We start from the raw sequence: 17412 nt of genomic DNA, 5'->3' as shown, positions 1-17412 counted from the left end.
TGGGACGGCCGTCCCACCCGCCACATCTGTCATTGGGAATCGGAGCGGTCAGAAGCCCTTGGGTTCGCGGGGTGTGTAGTGCTCCTCGAGCGCCGTGACCTCCTCGGGTGTGAGCTCGAGATCCAGCGCCGCGACCGCGTCGGGGAGGTGGTGCGGCTTGGTCGCGCCGACGATCGGCGCCGACACCACCGGGTTGCGCAGCACCCACGCGAGCGCGACCTGCGCCATCGGCACGCCGCGCTCGCCTGCGATGCGCTCGACCGCGTCCACGACCCCGCGATCCGCGTCGATGAACGTCGCGTCCGCGACCGGGTCGTTGCCGCCGCGCGTGGTCTGCGTCGCCCACGGCCGCGCGACGCGGCCCTTCGCGAGCGGCGAGTATGGGATCGCGCCGACGCCCTGGTGTGCGAGCAGGCCCATCATCTCCCGCTCCTCCTCGCGGTAGATGAGGCTGTACTGGTCCTGCATCGACACGAAGCGCGTCCAGCCGCCCAGGTCGGCGGCGTGCTGCATCGTCGCGAACTGCCACGCGTGCATCGCCGACGCGCCGATGTACCTGGCCTTGCCTGCCTTCACCACGTCGTGGAGCGCCTCCATGGTCTCCTCGATGGGCGTCGTGGGGTCGAAGCGGTGGATCTGGTAGAGATCCACGTAGTCGGTGCCCAGGCGCCTCAGCGACGCGTCGATCTGCTCCATCACGGCCTTCCGGGACAGGCCCTGGCCGCCAGGACCGTCGTGCATCCGGAAGTGGAGCTTCGTCGCGAGCACGATCTGCTCGCGCGTGCTGAACTCCCGGATCGCCCGCCCGGTGAGCTCCTCGCTCGCTCCCTCGCTGTACACGTTCGCGGTGTCCCAGAACGTGATGCCGAGCTCGACGGCCTGGCGGTAGTAGGCCGCCGCATCGTCCCAACCGAAGGCGCCCCACGCGGGCACCTGCGAGGACGGGTCGCCGTAGGTCATGGTGCCGAGCGCGAGGCGCGGGATGCGCAGCCCGGATGCTCCGAGACGCGTGTGCCTCATGGTGTGCTCCTTCAGAGGGGACGATGCGGTGGTCGGGTGGGTGGTCAGGCCTCGGGGATGGGGCGGTCGAAGAGCTCGTCGCGGATGGCGTCGGGCTCCGGGCCGCCGCGCACGCCGGTGTCGAGGGCGTCGATCGCGGCGAGCTCCTCAGGCGCGAGCGTGAAGCCGAAGACGTCGAAGTTCTCGGCGATGCGGCTCGGCGTGACGGACTTCGGGATCACCTGGCGGCCCTCCTGGAGGTGCCAGCGGAGCATGACCTGGGCGGCTGTCCTCCCGTGCGCCGCGGCAATCTCGCCGATGGTCGGGTCCGCGAGGGTCGAGCGGCCCTCGCCCCGGTAGAACGTGATGCCGCCGATGGGCGACCAGGCCTGGTTGACGATGCCGGCCGCGGTGTCGGCCTCCTGGACCGCCCCCTGCTGGAAGTAGGGGTGGACCTCGATCTGGTTGACCGCGGGGACCACCTGGGCCACGTCGAGCAGGCGCGCCAGGTGGTCGGTCATGAAGTTGGACACGCCGATCGCGCGGACCTTGCCGTCCTCGTAGAGGGTCTCCAGGGCCCGGTAGGCGGCCAGGGTCCTCTCCCAGCGCGAGGGCGCGGGCTGGTGGAGGATCAGCAGGTCGAGCGTGTCGAGGCCGAGCTTCGCGGACGCCTTGTCGAAGGCGTGAAGCGTCTCGTCGTAGCCGTAGTCGCTGACCCACACCTTGGTCTCGATGAAGAGGTCGTCGCGGGGAAGGTCGGACGCGGCGATCGCGGCGCCGACGCCCGCCTCGTTGAAGTAGGCCGCGGCGGTGTCGATGTGCCGGTAGCCCACGCGCAGGGCCTCGGCGACCGCGGTCGCGGTCGCGTCGGGCGGGGTCTGGAACACGCCGTAGCCGAGGGCGGGCATCGTGATGCCGTTGTTGAGGGTGATGGTGTCCATGGCTCCGACGCTATGCCGGGAGCCAGGCGAGTGGGAGGGACTGGCGTTACCCGGATCGCGCTCGAGCCGGGCCGAGGAGGACTGAGCGTCCCGAAACCCGCGCACGGGCGCGAGATGGAGGACTGAGCGTCCCGACGGGGCGGAGGACGGGGGTCCCACGCGGGCCGCGCAGGGTGCACTACCCTCGGCGCGGATCACTACATCGCTGGGGGAACAGCATGACGAGGAAGCCATCCGCGCGCGCCCGCAAGGTCTGGTGGCGGCGCGCCTGGGTGCAGATCGCGCTCGCCGGGCTCGCGGCGGCGCTGGTGCTGCACAATGCGCCGACGGGGCTGCAGGTGTTGCTGGTCGTGCTCATGGTCGTGGGCCTGGGATGGCTCCTTGTCGGCGTCGCGTCGCCGCGGCAGGGCCCGCTCGCGGTGCTCGGCCGGCGCGCCCCGGCCCCGTCGCGGGGTGCGAACGCGCGCGTGCTCGGCATCGCGACCGCGGCGTTCGTCATCGGGATGCTCGGCATCGGGTCGAGCGTCCCGGTCGACTCGACCGAGGCCGCCGTCCGCGCCGAGCCGACCGCGTCCGCCTCCGCGCCGGCGAGCCCGTCGCCGTCCGCGGCCGCGCCGAGCACCTCGCCGTCGGCCAGCCCGTCCGCGTCGCCCTCGGCGAGCGCGTCGCCGTCGGCGACCGCCGCATCGTCCGCCTCCCCGACGCCCACGGCCACCGAGACGCCGTCCGCGACGGACGGGACCGCGCTGGCGGCGGTGGACACGCTCACCGTCAAGGGCCGCGCCCCCACGACGGGCTACGACCGCGACCTCTTCGAGCACTGGGCGGACCCCGACGGCAACGGCTGCGACGCGCGCAACGACATCCTCGCGCGCGACCTCACGCGGACGACAGTCGACTCCGACGGCTGCACGGTGCTGACCGGGCGCCTCGCGGACCCGTACACCGCCACGTTCATCGACTTCCAGCGCGGCTCCGGCACGTCGACCAAGGTGCAGATCGACCACGTGGTGGCGCTGTCCGACGCGTGGCAGAAGGGTGCTCAGAAGTGGTCGTCCGCGACGCGCGAGCAGTTCGCCAACGACCCGCTCAACCTCCTCGCCGTCGACGGCCCCACCAACGGCGCCAAGGGCGACGGCGACACCGCCACGTGGCTGCCGCCGAACAAGCAGTTCCGGTGCCAGTACGTCGCCCGCCAGGTCGCGGTGAAGGCCAAGTACGACCTGTGGGTCACCTCCGCCGAGGCCGACGCGATGCGCCGCGTCCTGTCGAGCTGCCCGAGGCTGACCCTGCCCGACGGCGGCGCGCCCGTGGACGTGCACGCCACCGAGGCGCCCGCGCCGGCCAAGACCTCGACGCCCACGAAGACCTCGACGCCCGCGCAGAGCACCGAGGCGCCGGCCGCGGACGTCTACTACCAGAACTGTGACGCCGTGCGCGCGGCAGGCGCGGACCCCATCCGCGCGGGCGACCCGGGCTGGGAGACCAAGTTCGACCGCGACGGCGACGGGATCGGCTGCGAGTAGCGACTTCCAATGACAGCTGTGACGGGTGGGACGCGTGGAGTCCTCGGGGCTCGCGGTTCACGTCGCGCGTGAGGGGGCACGCCCGTCCCTCCCTCGCGCGGGAGTCGCGTCCTACGGTGGACGCATGACGCCCAACCCCGAGGTGACCGAGTTCCTGCGCACGCGTCGGGCCCGCATCACGCCCGACCAGGCGGGGCTGCCCGCGTACGGCGGCAACCGGCGCGTCCCCGGGCTGCGCCGCGAGGAGGTCGCGATGCTCGCGGGCGTCTCGGTCGACTACTACGTGCGTCTCGAGCGGGGGAACCTCTCAGGTGCCTCCGAGTCGGTGCTCGACGCCCTCGCGAACGCGCTCCAGCTGGACGAGGCGGAGCGCGACCACCTGTTCGATCTGGCGCGGGCGGCGGGTCCCGCATCGTCCCGAGCGGTCGGACGCCGCCCCACCGGGACCGTGCGGCCCACGGTGCAGGCGATCCTCGACTCGATCACGGCGCCCGCGTGGGTGCGCAACGGGCGCCTGGATCACCTCGCGCATAACAGGGCGTCGCGCGCGCTGTACGCGCCGCTGCTCGACAGCCCCGAGCGGCCCACCAACACGGCGCGGTTCGTGTTCCTGGACGAGGGTGCGAGCGAGTTCTTCGTGGACTGGGACCAGGCCGCCGCGGACGTCACCGCTTTGCTGCGCATGGAGGCCGGGCGGCGGCCCAACGACAAGGCGCTCACGCAGCTGATCGGCGAGCTGTCGACACGGTCGCTGACCTTCCGCGAGCTGTGGGCGCGTCACGACGTGAAGTTCCACCGGTCGGGTGCGAAGCGGCTGCAGCACCCGGCGGTCGGACTGCTCGACCTCGAGTTCGAGGGGATGACGCTGCCGTCGGACCCCGACCTCACGCTGCTCGTCTACGCCGTCGTGCCGGGGACGGTGACCGCCGACAAGCTCGCGCTCATCCAGCACTGGGCCGACGACCGCGAGGCGGCGGGCCTGCTCGCGGACGTGAGCGGAGCCGCCCGGCGCTGATTCCCAATGACAGATGTGACGGGTGGGACTCGCGTCCCACCCGTCACATCTGTCATTGGAAGCCGTCACGGGGTCCCAAACGTTCCCGATGAGGAACCGAGAGGAGCCGCGATGCATGCCGTCACCGTGCCACCGTCCAGCTACGAGGATCCGATCGTCGCGCCGCACTCCCTGCAGGGGCGGCGCGTGCTCGTGGTCGGCGGGTCGTCGGGCTTCGGCCGGCAGGTCGCGCTCGACGCGTCCCTGGCGGGCGCGGACGTCGTCGTCGTGGGGCTCGACCCCTCGAAGTCGCACGCCACCGCGCAGGAGGCGGGCGCGCTCGGGCACGGCAAGGCCAGCGCGCTCGCGTTCGACGTCACCACCGACGCGGGCCGCGCGCGGCTGGTCGAGGCGGCCGGGACGGTCGACCACGTGGTGTCGACGCTCGGCGGACGCCTGGGCGACCACGTCCGCGAGGACGATGACGCCGCGGTCCGCGAGGTCGCCGAGCGCAAGGTCGCCGACAACCGCGCGCTCGTCGACGCGATCGCCGGCAGCGTCCGCGACGGCGGCTCCCTCACCCTCACCGCCGGCGCGACGCGCCACCCCGGCGAGCACGACGGCCACGGCGCGGTCGAGGGCAACGACGAGATCCAGGAGCTCGTGCGGGAGCTGGCGCTCGCGCTCGCGCCCAGGGTGCGCGTCAACGCCGTCGCGCCCACGTGGACCCAGACGCCGCTGTGGCGCCACCACTCCGACGCCGCGGTGGTCGAGATGCGCCACCGCATGGAGGCGCTCATCCCGCTCGGCCGCACCGCGGACATCCGCGAGGTCGCGCGCGCCTACCTGTTCCTCATGACCAGCGCGTTCATCACCGGCGCGACCATCCCCGTCGACGGCGGGTACTCGCTCACCTGAGCCCGCGCGGCACCAACGCCCGCCGCCGCGCGCGCAACCGGCGTACGCATGGCCGGTCGCGGTGCGTCGTGCCTGTAGCCGGGGCCCGAGGGTCGGTCCATACGCCGGTTGCGACCCGGCTCGCGGTCCTGAGCGGGCTCAGCCCGCGATGACGAGCGTGAGCTCGTCGGGCCCCTTCGCCTTGGGTGCGAGGGTCACGTCCACGAGCGCCTCGCCGATCATCCCGGCCGCGGCGTCGGCGAGGTCGGCGGCGGTCTCGGGGCGCGCATCGGCGCGTACCAGGTGCGAGGCGAGCAGGCCGCGCGTGTGCTTGGCCATGTGGCTCACCACCGCACGCCTGCCGTTCAGCTCGCGCTGCACCGACACCGCGACCCAGGGCGCGTCCGACGGCCGGTAGGCGGCCACGTAGGACGCGCTGCGGCAGTCGATCACGAGGCCGCCGTCGGCGAGCGCGTCGAGCTCCGCCGGCAGCGCCTTCCTCCAGTACGCGCCGAGCCCGCCGAGGCGGCCCAGCGAGGTGCCCATCGACAGGCGGTAGGCGGGGATCCGGTCGGCGGGGGACACGGCGCCCCATAGCGCCGACACGATCCGCACGCTCTGCGCGGCCTTGTCGAGCGTCGCGGCGTCCCAGTCGGCCATGCCGGAGGCGTCGTAGAGCACGCCCGTGTACACGGTGGACGATGCGGCGGCCGGGTTGTCCCACACGGTCCGGTTGCGCTCGACCTCCGCGGTGAGGGATGCGCCGACCCCAAGGACGTCCATCGCGTTGCGCTGGCCGCTGACCTTCGCGAGCGCGTCGCCCACGCGCCTGCGGTGCGCCTCGAGGCCCGGGTGCGACAGCGCCGTCAGGTCGACGGGGGAGCCGGCGGCGGGGGCGGTCTTGCCCTCGGAGGGCGGGAGCAGGATCAGCACGCGACAAGGGTAGGCGGTGCGTGGGCCGGTCCCGTGCGACGGTGGTCATGACGCCGTGATCGCACCTGGCAGGATCGTGGGTAGCCGCACACACCACCGAGGACACCCATGACCGCCCGCACCGCCGCGTGGACCTGCACCACCGCATCGTCCCCCTTCCAGGAGCGCGGCACGGTCGCGCTCGGGCCGCTGACCGCGATGCCCTCCGTGATCGTCGAGACGGAGCGGCCGCAGCAGGCCGTCGAGGGCTTCGGCGCCTCGTTCAACGAGATGGGCTGGGATGCGCTCGCGCTCCTCGCGCCCGACGCGCGCGAGGAGGTGCTGCGCGCCCTGTTCGCGCCCGGCGCCGGACTCGACCTGTCGCTGTGCCGCATGCCGGTGGGCGCGAACGACTTCTCGCGCGACTGGTACTCGTACGACGAGACGCCGGACGACCTCGCGCTCGAGGGCTTCTCCATCGCGCACGACCGCGACACGCTCATCCCGTTCATCCGCGCCGCGCAGGCGCACCGGCCGGACCTGCGGCTGTGGGCGTCGCCGTGGAGCCCGCCCTCGTGGATGAAGGTCAACGGCCACTACGCCGCGGCGCTGCCGAACGGGCTCGCGGGGATGGTCGACAACGGCATCCGCCCCGACCAGGTGGGCGCGGAGGGCACCGACATGATGCGGCTCGAGGAGCCGGTGCTCGCCGCGTACGCCCGCTACTTCGGGCGCTTCGTCGACGCGTAAGCCGCCGAGGGCATCCCGATCGGCATGGTGATGCCGCAGAACGAGTTCAACTCCGCGCAGCCCTTCCCGTCGTGCACCTGGACCCCCGAGGGCATCGCGCGGTTCCTCGTGCACCTGGGCCCCGAGATGGACGCGCGCGGCGTCGACGTGTTCCTGGGCACCCTCGAGCGGGCGGACGATGCGCTGGTCACCCGCGTCCTCACCGACCCGGCCGCGGCGGCGTGGGTGCGCGGCGTGGGCGCCCAGTGGGCGGGCAGGGGAGCGGTGCCGCACGTGCACCACGACCACCCGGATCTGCCGATCTATCAGACCGAGCAGGAGTGCGGCGACGGCCTCAACGACTGGCGCCTCGCGCGTCACGCGTGGGCGCTCATGCGGCACTTCTTCTCGCACGGCGCGAGCGCGTACATGTACTGGAACATGGCCCTGCTCGAGGGCGGCGTCAGCCGCTGGGGGTGGGCGCAGAACTCGCTCGTGGTGGTCGACCCGGAGACCGGCACGCACCGCTTCACGCACGAGTTCCACGTGCTGCGGCACGTGTCGGGGTTCGTGGCGCGCGGCGCACGGGTGATCCCGACGCTGTCCTACACCGGCCACACCGATCAGCTGGCGTTCCGCAACCCTGACGGGACCACCGTGATCGTCGCGCAGAACCCCCTGGCCGAGCCCATGACGATGACCTTCCTGGTCGACGGCGCGGCGTTCGAGGCGGAGCTGCCCGCGGACTCGCTCAGCACGTTCGTGGTGGACGCCGGCTGAGGCGCCCCCCGCGTCGGCTCAGCGCAGCCGCAGGTCGCGTTCTGCGCCGCGCGCGGCCTCGACGAGGCGCGGCAGGTGCTCGCGGCGCAGCCGCTCCAGCGTGGTGCGGGCCGCGCTCGCGGACACGTTGACCGCGGCGACCACGTCTCCCGCGCGGCCGTGCACGGGCACCGCCACTGAACGCACGCCGTCCTCGAGCTCCCCGTCGACGACCGCGTAGCCCTGGTCCGCCACGCGCGCGAGCTCGGCGCGCAGCTCGCCCGGGTCCACGAGGGTGCGCGCGGTGAGGGGCGCGAGGTCGGTCGCGGCGATGACGGCGTCGCGCTCTGCGGCGGGCAGCGCGGCCAGCAGGACTCGCCCCATGCTCGTCGCGTACGCGGGGAAGCGGGTGCCGACCGCGATCGCGACGCTCATGATCCGCCGCGTGGGGGCCCGGCCGACGTACACGATGCCCGTGCCGTCGAGCACGGCCGCGGACACGGACTCGTCGACGTCGCGGGAGAGCGCCTCGAGGTGGGGCTGCAGCACCTCGGGCACCGTGAGGGCCGACAGGTAGCCGAACCCGAGCTCGAGGACGCGCGGGGTGAGCGTGAAGCGCCGGGCGTCGGCGCGGACGTAGCCGAGCTGCTCGAGCGTGCGCAGGAACCGGCCCGCCGCGGCGCGGGGGATGTCGGCGCGTGCCGCGACCTCGCTGAGCGTGAGCGTCGGGTGCGCGCCGTCGAACGCGCGGATCACCGCGATGCCCCGCACGAGCGACTGGACGGTGTCGCCCGCAATCGCGCCCGCGCCCGACCCGGCCCGCGCATCGTCCGCCGCGAGCGTCATCGCTCGAGCACCACGGCGAGGCCCTGGCCCACGCCGATGCAGATCGCGGCCACCGCGACGCCACCGCCGCGCCGCGCCAGCTGGTGCGCCGCGTGCCCGATGATGCGGCCCCCGGACGCGCCGAGCGGATGGCCCATCGCGATCGCGCCGCCGTGGATGTTGACCCGGTCCGGGTCCAGCTCCGGCCAGCCCTGGAGGCACGCGAGCGCCTGGGAGGCGAACGCCTCGTTGAGCTCGACGACGTCGACGTCGGCCCACGTGCGGCCGGCGCGGGCCAGGGCCTTGTGTGCGGCCTCGATCGGCGCGATGGGGAAGTCGTCGGGGTCGACGCCGTGCGCCGCGCGTCCCGCGATCCGCGCGAGCGGCTCGCCGGGCACGGCGCCCTCGGCGGCCACGAGCACGGCGGACGCGCCGTCGTTGATGGAGGAGGAGTTGCCGGCGGTCACCGACCCGAGCCCGTCGTCGGCGAACAGGGGTCGGAGCGCGGCGAGGCGCTCGACGGACGTGTCGTCCCGGATGCCCTCGTCGCGCGCGAGGTCGACCCCGGGCACCGCCACCACCTCGGCGTCGTAGGTGCCGTCCGACCACGCCCGCGCGGCGAGCCGGTGCGACCGCACGGAGAACTCGTCCTGAGCCTCCCTGGAGATGCCCCATGCCCGGGCGATCCTCTCCGCGGACTCGCCGTTGGAGATGGTCCAGTGCTGGGGCAGGGCGGGGTTGACCATCCGCCACCCGATCGACGTGTTCCACAGCGTCTGGTTGCCCACCGCGGGGAACGGCCGCGAGGACTTCTCGACGACGAACGGCGCGCGGCTCATGGACTCCACGCCGCCCGCGAGGACGATGTCGGCGTCGCCCGCCTCGATCGCGCGCGACGCCTGGATGACGGACTCGACCGAGGAGGCGCACAGGCGGTTGACGGTGGTGCCGGTGACCGAGGTGGGGAAGCCCGCGAGCAGCGCCCCGAAGCGGGCGACGTCCCGGTTGTCCTCGCCGGCCTGGTTCGCGTCGCCGAAGATCACGTCGTCGATCCGCGCCGGGTCGATCCCGGTGCGCTCGACGGTGGCGCGCATCACGAGCGCCGCCAGGTCGTCGGGCCGGACGCCGGCGAGGGCGCCGCCCCCCTTGCCGAACGGCGTGCGGACGGCGTCGTAGATGAACGATGCGGGCATGTCAGGCCACCTCCGAGGCGTCGGTCCCGGTCGCGTCGAGCAGGGTCAGCCCGGTGACCTCCGCGAGCCACGCGACCGTGGTGTCGCCGAACGTCTCGCGCACCGCGAGGCCGTCGGGCGTGACGTCCAGCACCGCGTGGTCGGTGTAGACGCGGGTCACGCAGCGCACCCCGGTGAGCGGGTAGGTGCACGCGGCGACGATCTTGGGCTCGCCGGTCCGGGTGAGCAGGTCGGTCATCACGTACACGGACCTGGCGCCGATCGCGAGGTCCATCGCCCCGCCGACCGCGGGGATCGCGCCGGGCGCGCCCGTGGACCAGTTCGCGAGGTCGCCGTGCTGCGAGACCTGGAACGCGCCGAGCACGCACACGTCGAGGTGCCCGCCGCGCATCATCCCGAACGAGTCGGCGTGGTGGAAGTAGGCGGCGCCCTCGAGTGCCGTGACGGCCTGCTTGCCGGCGTTGATGAGGTCGGGGTCCACGGCGTCCGCGGCGGGGGCGGGGCCCATGCCCAGCAGCCCGTTCTCCGTGTGGAGGATGATCTCCTGGTCGGCGGGCAGGAAGTTCGCGACGAGCGTCGGGGCGCCGATGCCGAGGTTGACGTACGAGCCCTCGGGGATATCGGCGGCGATGCGCGCCGCGAGGGCGTCACGCGAGATGCGGGTGGTCACCGGTGGGCTCCTTCGGGGGCGTCGGCCGCGGTCGCGGCCAGGGGGTTGCCGTCGACGTCGACGCCGCCGACGAACGCGCCCGCGTCGAGCCACCGGCGCTCGCCGACGGCGACCACGCGGTCGACGAAGATGCCGGGCGTCGCCACGGCCTCCGGGTCGAGCGACCCGAGGGGGACGATGCGGTCCACCTGGACCACGGTCGTGGTCGCCGCGGTCGCCATGACGGGCCCGAAGTTCCGGGCGGTCTCGCGGTAGACGAGGTTGCCCCAGCGGTCGCCCGCGAGGGCGCTGACCAGGGCGACGTCGGCCCGGATCGGGTGCTCGAGCACGTAGTCTCGGCCGTCGATGGTGCGGGTCTCCTTGCCCTCGGCGAGCTGCGTGCCCACGCCCGTGGGGGAGTAGAAGGCGCCGATGCCCGCGCCCGCGGCCCGGATGCGCTCGGCGAGGTTGCCCTGCGGGACCAGCTCGAGCTCGACCTCGCCGGCGCGGTAGAGGCGGTCGAACACCCACGAGTCGTGCTGGCGCGGGAACGAGCAGATCATCTTGCGCACGCGCCCCTTCGCGAGCAGCGCGGCGAGCCCGACGTCGCCGTTGCCGGCGTTGTTGCTCACGATGGTGAGGTCGCGCGCGCCCTGGGCGATGAGCGCGTCGATCAGCTCGACGGGCTGGCCTGCGCGGCCGAAGCCGCCCACCAGCACGGTGGAGCCGTCGGCGATGCCCGCGACGGCGCGGGCGGTGTCGGGGACGGTCTTGTCGATCATCGGCGATCCTTCTCTCCCGAACGCTGTTCGCTAGGCGAACATGTGTTCGTTATCTGGTCCCACTGTAGGCGCGATCGGCCGGACGCGCACCGGCCCCCGATCAGGCCTCCGCGTCCCCGAGTACCTCGGACGCGATGCGGAACGCCGTGTTGGCGGCCGGCACGCCGCAGTAGATCGCGGACTGGAGGATGACCTCGCGGATCTCGTCGACCGTCAGGCCGTTGCGCAGCGCGGCGCGCAGGTGCAGCGCGAGCTCCTCGTGGTGGCCCAGCGCGATGAGCGCTGTCAGCACCGCGACGGAGCGGGACCGGCGGTCGAGCCCGGGACGCGACCAGACGTCGCCCCACGCGTAGCGCGTGATGAGGTCCTGGAAGTCGGCGGTCAGCGGCGTGGTGCCGGCGATGGCACGGTCCACGTGGGCGTCGGACAGGACGGCGCGGCGCACCTCCATGCCCCGGGCGCGGCGGTCGGCGTCGGTCGGGGACGGCTCCGTGGTCATGGTGTGGTCCTCTCAAGGAAGTCGGCGAGCAGCGTGGCGGTCGCGGCGGGGGCGTCCACCGGGGGCAGGTGCGAGGCGCCCGCGATGCCGGCGGCGGTGCCGCGCGCGACGCCCTCGGCGATCAGCCGTGCGGAGGCCTCGGGCGTCACCGCGTCGAGCTCGCCCCACGCCGCGAGCACCGGCGCCTCGATGGAGCCGAGGCGGTCGCGGACGTCGAATGCGGCGAGCGCGTCGCAGCACAGCGCGTAGCTCTCGTCGTCGGCGTCCTGGAGGACGTGCAGCATCCGGCCCGTGAGGTGGGGGCGGGCCGCCATGGTGGCGGGGGCGAACCAGCGTTGCGCCGACGGGACGATCAGCGTCGACGTCGACTGGGCGCGCACCTGCGCGGCGCGGTCCCGCCAGCCCTGCTCGTCGCCGATGCGCGCGCCCGACGCGACGATCGCCGCGGCCGTCACCCGGTCCGGGTGGCGCAGCAGCAGCTCGAGGCCCACGGCGCCGCCGAGCGAGACGCCCGCGTACAGGAAGGGGCCCGCCACCGCATCGGCCACCGTGTCGGCGAGGTCGCCGACGGTGAAGGGCGCGCGCGCGACGGGGCCCGCGCCGTGGCCGGGCAGGTCCCACGCGAGGACGCGGAAGCGCGTGGCGAGCGCGGGCAGCGCCGCCTCCCACAGGAGCGTCGAGGTGCCCAGCGAGGGCCCGAGCACGAGTGTGGGCGCGTCCGCCGGTCCGGCGGCGGGCGCGAGGGCGATCGACGGCGCGGTCATGCGTCCCCCTCTCGGTGCGAGCGGGTCACGGCGGCGTCCACAAGCCGCGCCGCGAGGCCGGTGTAGGCGGCGGGGTCCAGCAGGGCGTCGGCGTCGACGCCCGCGTCCGGCGGCAGGGCGTCGCGCACGAGGTTGGCGAGGTCCCCTCCCGCGGCGGCCGCGGCGACGATGCGCGCGACGGCGTCGCGGCCGAGCAGCGGGGCGAGCACGAGCGACAGGCGTTCCGCGACGAGCAGCCCGCGGGTCGCCTCGACGTTGCGCGCGACGGCCGCGTGGTCGACGGTGAGGCCCTCGGCGAGCGCGGCGGCGTGGGCGGTCGCGCCGAGCGCGAGCCGCAGCAGCTCGCGCAGGGCCGGCCATTCCGCGTGCCACGCGCCGTCGGGGCGCTCGTCGCACGCGGACGCCGAGGCGGCGTGCAGCGTGGCGCCGAGCATCGGAGCGCGCAGCGCGGCCGAGCGCACCAGGACCGCCGCGGTCGGGTTGCTCTTCTGCGGCATCGCGGACGATGCGCCGCGCGAGCCCTCGGTCAGCTCGCCGACCTCGGTGCGGGCGGCGGTCGCGACGTCCGCGGCGAGGACCCCGCACGCGTCGAGCGCCTGGACGAGCGCGTCGCCGAGCTCGGTGACGGGCCAGCGGGTGGTGTGCCACGGGGCGGGCGGCGCGGACAGCGCGAGCTCGTCCGCGAACGCGACCGGCAGGCGCGACGCGTCCTCCGCACCCAGGATCTCGACGAACGACGCGAGCGTGCCGGCCGCGCCGCCGAGCTGGGCGGGCAGCGCGAGCGCGGCCTCCTCGACGCGCGCGGCGGCGCGCTCGATCCCGCGCAGCCACGCGGCCGCGCGCAGCCCCAGCGTCGTGGGCACCGCGTGCTGGGTGAGGGTGCGGGCGGCGGCCACCTCGTCCCGGTTCGCCTCGGCGAAGCCCGCGAGGGCCATGCCCGTGCGGCGCAGCGTCGCGGCGGTCTCGAGCGCGGCGCGCCGCGCGACGAGCATGAGCGCGGAGTCGAGGATGTCCTGGCTGGTGGCGCCGCGGTGGACCCAGGCCCGCGCATCGTCCGGGACGCGCGCCTGGAGCAGCGCGACGAGGGGGATCACGGGGTTGCCGCCCGCGACGGCGGCGGCCGCGACCTCGGCGGGCGCGATGCCGTGCCCGGCGGCGGGCGAGCCCGCGCCCACCCATCCCAGGGCGGCGCACACCGCGTCGACCTGCGCGCGCGGCGCGGCGCCCAGCGTGCCGTAGGCGCGGGTGAGCGCCGCCTCGGCCGCCACGAGCGCGTCGAGCACCGCGGCGTCGGTGACCGCGCCGTCCATGCCGGCGGTGACCGGCGACAGCAGACCCTCGTCGATGATGGCGTCCTCCCTGAGGCCTAGAACGTGATGAAGACGGTCTCGCGGTCGCCCTGGATGCGGATGTCGTGCCGCAGGCCGCCGTCGGCGAGCCGCGTCGCGATGAGCGTGTCGCGCTCCTCGGGCTCGAGCGAGGCGAGCAGGCGGTCCGCGGCGAGCGCCTCCGTGTCCTCGGGCAGGTAGATGCGGGTGTGGAGCTTGTCCGGCAGGCCGCGAGCGAACAGCAGGGCGGCGAAGAAGGGCGCCTTCCCCCGCGCGGCGCCCGGGTTCCGGGTCCACAGCTCCCACCGCCCGTCGTCGTCCGTGAACGCCCGCCCGAAGCCGGTGAAGGTGTGGTCGTCGCGCCGGCGGGAGCCGCGCGCCCGGGGGATGGTGCCGTCGGAGTCGGCGCCCCAGATCTCCACGACCGCGTCGGGGACGGGTGCGCCCGCGCCGTCGTACACCGTGCCGCCGAGCACGATCGCGCCGGGGCTGTGGGGGAAGGCGACCTCGTGCTTCTTGGCGTAGTCGAGCCCGAAGGCGAAGAAGGGGCCCACCGTCTGGCCGGCGGACGGCTCGAGGGTGCGCGGTCCCCATGCGGGGGGCGGGGTGGCGGCCATCAGTGCTCCCCGTCCTGCTCGAACCAGGTGGCGTCGGGGCCGTCGACCACGATGTCCCAGCGGTAGCCCATCGAGAACTCGGGCACCGTGAGGTCGTGGTCGTACGTGGCGATGAGCGCGTCGCGGTCCCGCTGGCGGTGGATCGAGTTGTAGATCGGGTCGAGCGCGAACAGCGGGTCGCCGGGGAAGTACATCTGGGTGACGATGCGCTGCGTGAAGCCCGAGCCGAAGATCGAGAAGTGGATGTGGGCCGGCCGCCAGGCGTTGACGTGGTTCTTCCACGGGTAGGGCCCGGGCTTGATGGTGGTGAACTTCCACCGGCCCTGGTCGTCGGTGACGGTCCGGCCCGCGCCGGTGAAGTGCGGGTCGAGCGGCGCCGGGTGCTGGTCGCGCTGGTGGATGTACCGGCCGGCCGCGTTGGCCTGCCACACCTCGACGAGCTCGTTCGCGATCGGCCGCCCCCACGAGTCGAGCAGCCGCCCCTCGACGGTGATGCGCTCGCCCTGCGGCTCGCCGCGGTGCTGGAGCGTGAGGTCGGACTCGATGCGCGCGACGTCGCGCTGGCCGAACGCGGGGGAGAGCAGCTCGATGGTCTCGGGGTCCACCAGGCGCGGGTTCTTGGTCGGGTGCCGCAGGATGCTCGAGCGGTACGGCGCGAAGTCGCGCAGCGTGGCGGGCACCGGCTCGCCGGCGGCCTCGCGTGCGTCCGTGGCGGCGTGGAGGTCGCGGATCTCGCGGGTGATCTGGGACTGCGGCGGCATGTCCTCCGAGGCCAGCAGGGTCTCGGGGGCGGCGGCGGTGCGCGGCGCGCCTGCGGTGGGGACTGGGGCGGTCATGGGTCTCCTTCGACGCCATCGTGACGCCTCAGGTTCTCACGGCCGCCGCGGTCTCGCCAGGGCTTGTCCCATTCAATGGCATTGCGGGCGATCGCGTGGCATGCTGACGGCGTGGCCAACTCCCCGTCGGGCGACTCGGTGACCGAGCGCCTGGTCCGCGTCCTCGAGACGTTCACGCCGACGCGCACCGCGCAGACGGCGACCGAGATCGGGCGCCGCGCGGGCCTGCCCGCGTCGTCCGCGCACCGGATCGTGGGCGAGCTGGTCGACGCCGGCCTGCTCGAGCGTGGCGAGGACCGCAGGATCAGGGTGGGCATGCGGCTGTGGGAGCTCGCGACCCGCTCGTCCCATGCGCTGCGGCTGCGCCAGGCGGCCCTGCCGTTCATGGAGCACGTCCAGGCGCGCGTGCGCGAGCACACCCAGCTGGCGATCCTCGACCAGGACGACGCGCTGTTCGTCGAGCGCCTGAGCGGGCCGGATGCCGGGGCGAACGTCACGCGCGTGGCGGGCCGCCTGCCCCTGCACGCCTCCTCGTCGGGGCTCGTGCTGCTGGCCTTCGGCGACCGCGAGCTGCAGGAGCGCGTGCTCGCCGGGCCGCTCAAGCCGCTCAGCCGCGCCACGCCCACCGACCCGCAGGCGCTGCGCCGCAAGCTCGACGAGGTGCGCACGCTCGGGCACGCGCTCGCGCCCGGCTACATCGAGGACGTGTCGACCGGGCTGGCCGTCCCGGTGCGCGACGAGACCGGGCGGACGGTCGCGGCGCTGTCGGTGGTGCTGCCGCGCGACGCGCAGACGGAGTTCGCGCTCGTCGAGCTCTACCGCGCCGCGCGCGGGATCGAGCGGGCCATGGGCGCCCGGCGCTGATCCCGGCGGCGACCCCGAATTGTTCTCGTTGAACGGGAACGCTGGCCACGGGCGGGGGGCGAGGCGCGACCATGAGGGCACCGACATCAAGGGAGATGCCATGACCGTGCTGCGCACCAGGGTCGCCATCGTGGGCGCGGGCCCCGCCGGCCTGCTGCTGTCCCACCTGCTCGCACGCGCCGGGATCGCGTCCGTGCTCCTCGACAGCCGATCGCGCCAGGAGATCGAGACCACCATCCGCGCCGGCATCCTCGAGCAGGGCACGGTCGAGATCCTGGGCGAGATACCCGGCTCGCGGGTGCACTCCGTGGGCCGCCGGCACGACGGCATCGAGCTCGCGTTCGACGGCGAGGGCCACCGCATCGACTTCGCGGGCCTCGTGGGCCGTGGCGTGTGGCTGTACCCGCAGCACGAGGTGCTGAGGGACCTCGTCGCCGCGCGCCTCGCCGATGGCCAGGACCTGCGCTTCGGCGTCACGGTCGAGGGCGTCGAGGGGGCCGACACCGCCGCCCCCGGGGTGCTCGCGACCGACGCCGAGGGCCGCCCGCTGCGCCTCGAGGCGGAGGTGGTGGTCGGCGCGGACGGCTCCCACAGCATCGTCCGCCGGTCGGTGTGGGGCGGCCACGCCGCGGGGATGTTCCGGGAGTACCCGTACGCGTGGTTCGGGATCCTGTGCGAGGCGCCGCCGAGCGCCGAGGAGCTCATCTACTCGCGCTCCGCGGACGGCTTCGCGCTCATCAGCCAGCGCAGCCCCACCATCCAGCGCATGTACTTCCAGTGCGACCCGGACCTCGATCCCGCGTCGATGTCCGACGCCCAAATCTGGGACACGCTGCAGCGGCGCGTGCCCGGCACCACGCTCCACGAGGGGGCGATCATCCAGCGGGACGTGCTGCGCTTCCGCAGCTTCGTCGCGAGCGACCTGCGGCGCGGGCGCGTCGTCATCGTGGGCGACGCGGCGCACACCGTGCCGCCCACCGGCGCCAAGGGCATGAACCTCGCGGTCGCGGACGTGGTCCTGCTGGCCGAGGCGCTCGAGGCGTCGCTCACGCGCGCGGACGAGCGCCCGTTCGACGCGTTCGCGGAGCGTGCGCTGCGGCGCATCTGGAAGGCGCAGCACTTCTCCTGGTGGATGACGAGCATGCTGCACGTGGCGCCCGGGCAGTCCGAGTTCGACGCCCGCCGCGCGCTGGGCGAGCTGCGCACCGTCGCCGAGTCCGAGGCCGGGCGCACCTACCTCGCCGAGGGCTACACGGGGTGGCCGCTGGGCTGACGCCGCAGGCGCGCGGGCCACGGAA

19 protein-coding genes are annotated in these 17412 nt (G+C 74.3%); 7 read left to right on the top strand and 12 right to left on the bottom strand.

Going from position 1 to position 17412, the window contains the following annotated elements:
* Positions 1–48: 48 nt before the first annotated feature.
* Together AOM04_RS07410 and AOM04_RS07405 are read right to left on the bottom strand one after the other, a co-directional pair.
* Positions 49–1020 (bottom strand): aldo/keto reductase, encoded by a 972-nt coding sequence (locus AOM04_RS07410; RefSeq protein ID WP_062464140.1) that lies wholly within the window; start codon positions 1018–1020, stop codon positions 49–51.
* A 44-nt stretch (positions 1021–1064) separates the two neighbouring features.
* On the bottom strand, positions 1065–1940 hold the full coding sequence (locus AOM04_RS07405) for an aldo/keto reductase (protein WP_062464139.1): 876 nt from the start codon (positions 1938–1940) through the stop codon (positions 1065–1067).
* 218 nt (positions 1941–2158) lie between these two features.
* Here AOM04_RS07405 and AOM04_RS07400 point away from each other — a divergent pair, with 218 nt between their 5' ends.
* From AOM04_RS07400 to AOM04_RS07390, 3 genes are all read left to right on the top strand, one after another.
* A complete protein-coding gene (locus AOM04_RS07400) occupies positions 2159–3466 on the top strand; it encodes a GmrSD restriction endonuclease domain-containing protein (protein WP_228373659.1) in 1308 nt (435 codons plus the stop codon).
* 124 nt (positions 3467–3590) lie between these two features.
* Positions 3591–4481: a helix-turn-helix transcriptional regulator gene (locus AOM04_RS07395; RefSeq protein ID WP_062464138.1), complete on the top strand. Its 891-nt coding sequence runs from the start codon at positions 3591–3593 to the stop codon at positions 4479–4481.
* A 111-nt stretch (positions 4482–4592) separates the two neighbouring features.
* Positions 4593–5378 carry an SDR family NAD(P)-dependent oxidoreductase gene (locus AOM04_RS07390; protein ID WP_062464137.1) on the top strand — a complete coding sequence of 262 codons (786 nt, stop codon included), beginning with the start codon at positions 4593–4595 and terminating at the stop codon, positions 5376–5378.
* Positions 5379–5516: 138 nt separating this feature from the next.
* Here AOM04_RS07390 and AOM04_RS07385 read toward each other — a convergent pair whose 3' ends face one another.
* Complete coding sequence (locus tag AOM04_RS07385) at positions 5517–6290, bottom strand: YaaA family protein (protein ID WP_062464136.1); 774 nt, start codon at positions 6288–6290, stop codon at positions 5517–5519.
* 108 nt (positions 6291–6398) lie between these two features.
* Between AOM04_RS07385 and AOM04_RS14530 the strand changes: the two genes are divergently transcribed.
* Both AOM04_RS14530 and AOM04_RS14525 read left to right on the top strand, forming a co-directional pair.
* Entirely contained in the window at positions 6399–7019 is a 621-nt protein-coding gene (locus AOM04_RS14530; protein WP_156160654.1) for a glycoside hydrolase, read from the top strand.
* A 24-nt stretch (positions 7020–7043) separates the two neighbouring features.
* Positions 7044–7778, top strand: coding sequence for a glycoside hydrolase family 30 protein (locus AOM04_RS14525; RefSeq protein ID WP_156160653.1), 735 nt, complete (start codon positions 7044–7046; stop codon positions 7776–7778).
* A gap of 18 nt (positions 7779–7796) precedes the next feature.
* Here AOM04_RS14525 and AOM04_RS07375 read toward each other — a convergent pair whose 3' ends face one another.
* The 9 genes from AOM04_RS07375 to pcaH form a co-directional block, all read right to left on the bottom strand.
* Positions 7797–8603 (bottom strand): IclR family transcriptional regulator domain-containing protein, encoded by an 807-nt coding sequence (locus AOM04_RS07375; protein WP_062464135.1) that lies wholly within the window; start codon positions 8601–8603, stop codon positions 7797–7799.
* Positions 8600–9775 (bottom strand): thiolase family protein, encoded by a 1176-nt coding sequence (locus AOM04_RS07370; protein ID WP_062464134.1) that lies wholly within the window; start codon positions 9773–9775, stop codon positions 8600–8602. The genes AOM04_RS07375 and AOM04_RS07370 overlap by 4 nt, the downstream gene beginning before the upstream one ends.
* Position 9776: 1 nt before the next feature.
* Positions 9777–10445 (bottom strand): 3-oxoacid CoA-transferase subunit B, encoded by a 669-nt coding sequence (locus tag AOM04_RS07365; protein WP_062464133.1) that lies wholly within the window; start codon positions 10443–10445, stop codon positions 9777–9779.
* Positions 10442–11206: a 3-oxoacid CoA-transferase subunit A gene (locus AOM04_RS07360; protein ID WP_062464132.1), complete on the bottom strand. Its 765-nt coding sequence runs from the start codon at positions 11204–11206 to the stop codon at positions 10442–10444. The genes AOM04_RS07365 and AOM04_RS07360 overlap by 4 nt, the downstream gene beginning before the upstream one ends.
* A gap of 100 nt (positions 11207–11306) precedes the next feature.
* Positions 11307–11705 (bottom strand): 4-carboxymuconolactone decarboxylase, encoded by a 399-nt coding sequence (gene pcaC, locus AOM04_RS07355; protein ID WP_062464131.1) that lies wholly within the window; start codon positions 11703–11705, stop codon positions 11307–11309.
* Entirely contained in the window at positions 11702–12469 is a 768-nt protein-coding gene (locus AOM04_RS07350; RefSeq protein WP_062464130.1) for an alpha/beta fold hydrolase, read from the bottom strand. The genes pcaC and AOM04_RS07350 overlap by 4 nt, the downstream gene beginning before the upstream one ends.
* Positions 12466–13779 (bottom strand): lyase family protein, encoded by a 1314-nt coding sequence (locus AOM04_RS07345; RefSeq protein WP_062464129.1) that lies wholly within the window; start codon positions 13777–13779, stop codon positions 12466–12468. The genes AOM04_RS07350 and AOM04_RS07345 overlap by 4 nt, the downstream gene beginning before the upstream one ends.
* 56 nt (positions 13780–13835) lie before the next feature.
* Positions 13836–14414: a protocatechuate 3,4-dioxygenase subunit alpha gene (gene pcaG, locus AOM04_RS07340; protein WP_062464128.1), complete on the bottom strand. Its 579-nt coding sequence runs from the start codon at positions 14412–14414 to the stop codon at positions 13836–13838.
* Positions 14414–15250, bottom strand: a complete 837-nt coding sequence (gene pcaH, locus AOM04_RS07335) for a protocatechuate 3,4-dioxygenase subunit beta (RefSeq protein ID WP_174447666.1) — start codon at positions 15248–15250, stop codon at positions 14414–14416. The genes pcaG and pcaH overlap by 1 nt, the downstream gene beginning before the upstream one ends.
* Positions 15251–15361: 111 nt before the next feature.
* Between pcaH and AOM04_RS07330 the strand changes: the two genes are divergently transcribed.
* Both AOM04_RS07330 and AOM04_RS07325 read left to right on the top strand, forming a co-directional pair.
* Complete coding sequence (locus tag AOM04_RS07330; RefSeq protein WP_156160652.1) at positions 15362–16114, top strand: IclR family transcriptional regulator; 753 nt, start codon at positions 15362–15364, stop codon at positions 16112–16114.
* Positions 16115–16214: 100 nt separating this feature from the next.
* Positions 16215–17387 carry a 4-hydroxybenzoate 3-monooxygenase gene (locus tag AOM04_RS07325; RefSeq protein WP_062464126.1) on the top strand — a complete coding sequence of 391 codons (1173 nt, stop codon included), beginning with the start codon at positions 16215–16217 and terminating at the stop codon, positions 17385–17387.
* Positions 17388–17412: the final 25 nt, after the last annotated feature.

Source organism: Demequina soli (assembly GCF_000971195.1).
Taxonomy (GTDB): Bacteria; Actinomycetota; Actinomycetes; order Actinomycetales; family Demequinaceae; genus Demequina; species Demequina soli.
This window is presented reverse-complemented; position numbering and strand designations above follow the sequence as displayed.

What these genes read in the sequence shown, in the direction of transcription:
- AOM04_RS07410 (WP_062464140.1), bottom strand. Translation starts at nt 1,020, where the DNA reads ATGAGGCACACGCGTCTCGGAGCATCCGGGCTGCGCATCCCGCGCCTC.
- AOM04_RS07405 (WP_062464139.1), bottom strand. Translation starts at nt 1,940, where the DNA reads ATGGACACCATCACCCTCAACAACGGCATCACGATGCCCGCCCTCGGC.
- AOM04_RS07400 (WP_228373659.1), top strand. Translation starts at nt 2,159, where the DNA reads ATGACGAGGAAGCCATCCGCGCGCGCCCGCAAGGTCTGGTGGCGGCGC.
- AOM04_RS07395 (WP_062464138.1), top strand. Translation starts at nt 3,591, where the DNA reads ATGACGCCCAACCCCGAGGTGACCGAGTTCCTGCGCACGCGTCGGGCC.
- AOM04_RS07390 (WP_062464137.1), top strand. Translation starts at nt 4,593, where the DNA reads ATGCATGCCGTCACCGTGCCACCGTCCAGCTACGAGGATCCGATCGTC.
- AOM04_RS14530 (WP_156160654.1), top strand. Translation starts at nt 6,399, where the DNA reads ATGACCGCCCGCACCGCCGCGTGGACCTGCACCACCGCATCGTCCCCC.
- AOM04_RS14525 (WP_156160653.1), top strand. Translation starts at nt 7,044, where the DNA reads ATGGTGATGCCGCAGAACGAGTTCAACTCCGCGCAGCCCTTCCCGTCG.
- AOM04_RS07375 (WP_062464135.1), bottom strand. Translation starts at nt 8,603, where the DNA reads ATGACGCTCGCGGCGGACGATGCGCGGGCCGGGTCGGGCGCGGGCGCG.
- AOM04_RS07370 (WP_062464134.1), bottom strand. Translation starts at nt 9,775, where the DNA reads ATGCCCGCATCGTTCATCTACGACGCCGTCCGCACGCCGTTCGGCAAG.
- AOM04_RS07360 (WP_062464132.1), bottom strand. Translation starts at nt 11,206, where the DNA reads ATGATCGACAAGACCGTCCCCGACACCGCCCGCGCCGTCGCGGGCATC.
- pcaC (WP_062464131.1), bottom strand. Translation starts at nt 11,705, where the DNA reads ATGACCACGGAGCCGTCCCCGACCGACGCCGACCGCCGCGCCCGGGGC.
- AOM04_RS07350 (WP_062464130.1), bottom strand. Translation starts at nt 12,469, where the DNA reads ATGACCGCGCCGTCGATCGCCCTCGCGCCCGCCGCCGGACCGGCGGAC.
- AOM04_RS07345 (WP_062464129.1), bottom strand. Translation starts at nt 13,779, where the DNA reads ATGGACGGCGCGGTCACCGACGCCGCGGTGCTCGACGCGCTCGTGGCG.
- pcaG (WP_062464128.1), bottom strand. Translation starts at nt 14,414, where the DNA reads ATGGCCGCCACCCCGCCCCCCGCATGGGGACCGCGCACCCTCGAGCCG.
- pcaH (WP_174447666.1), bottom strand. Translation starts at nt 15,250, where the DNA reads ATGACCGCCCCAGTCCCCACCGCAGGCGCGCCGCGCACCGCCGCCGCC.
- AOM04_RS07325 (WP_062464126.1), top strand. Translation starts at nt 16,215, where the DNA reads ATGACCGTGCTGCGCACCAGGGTCGCCATCGTGGGCGCGGGCCCCGCC.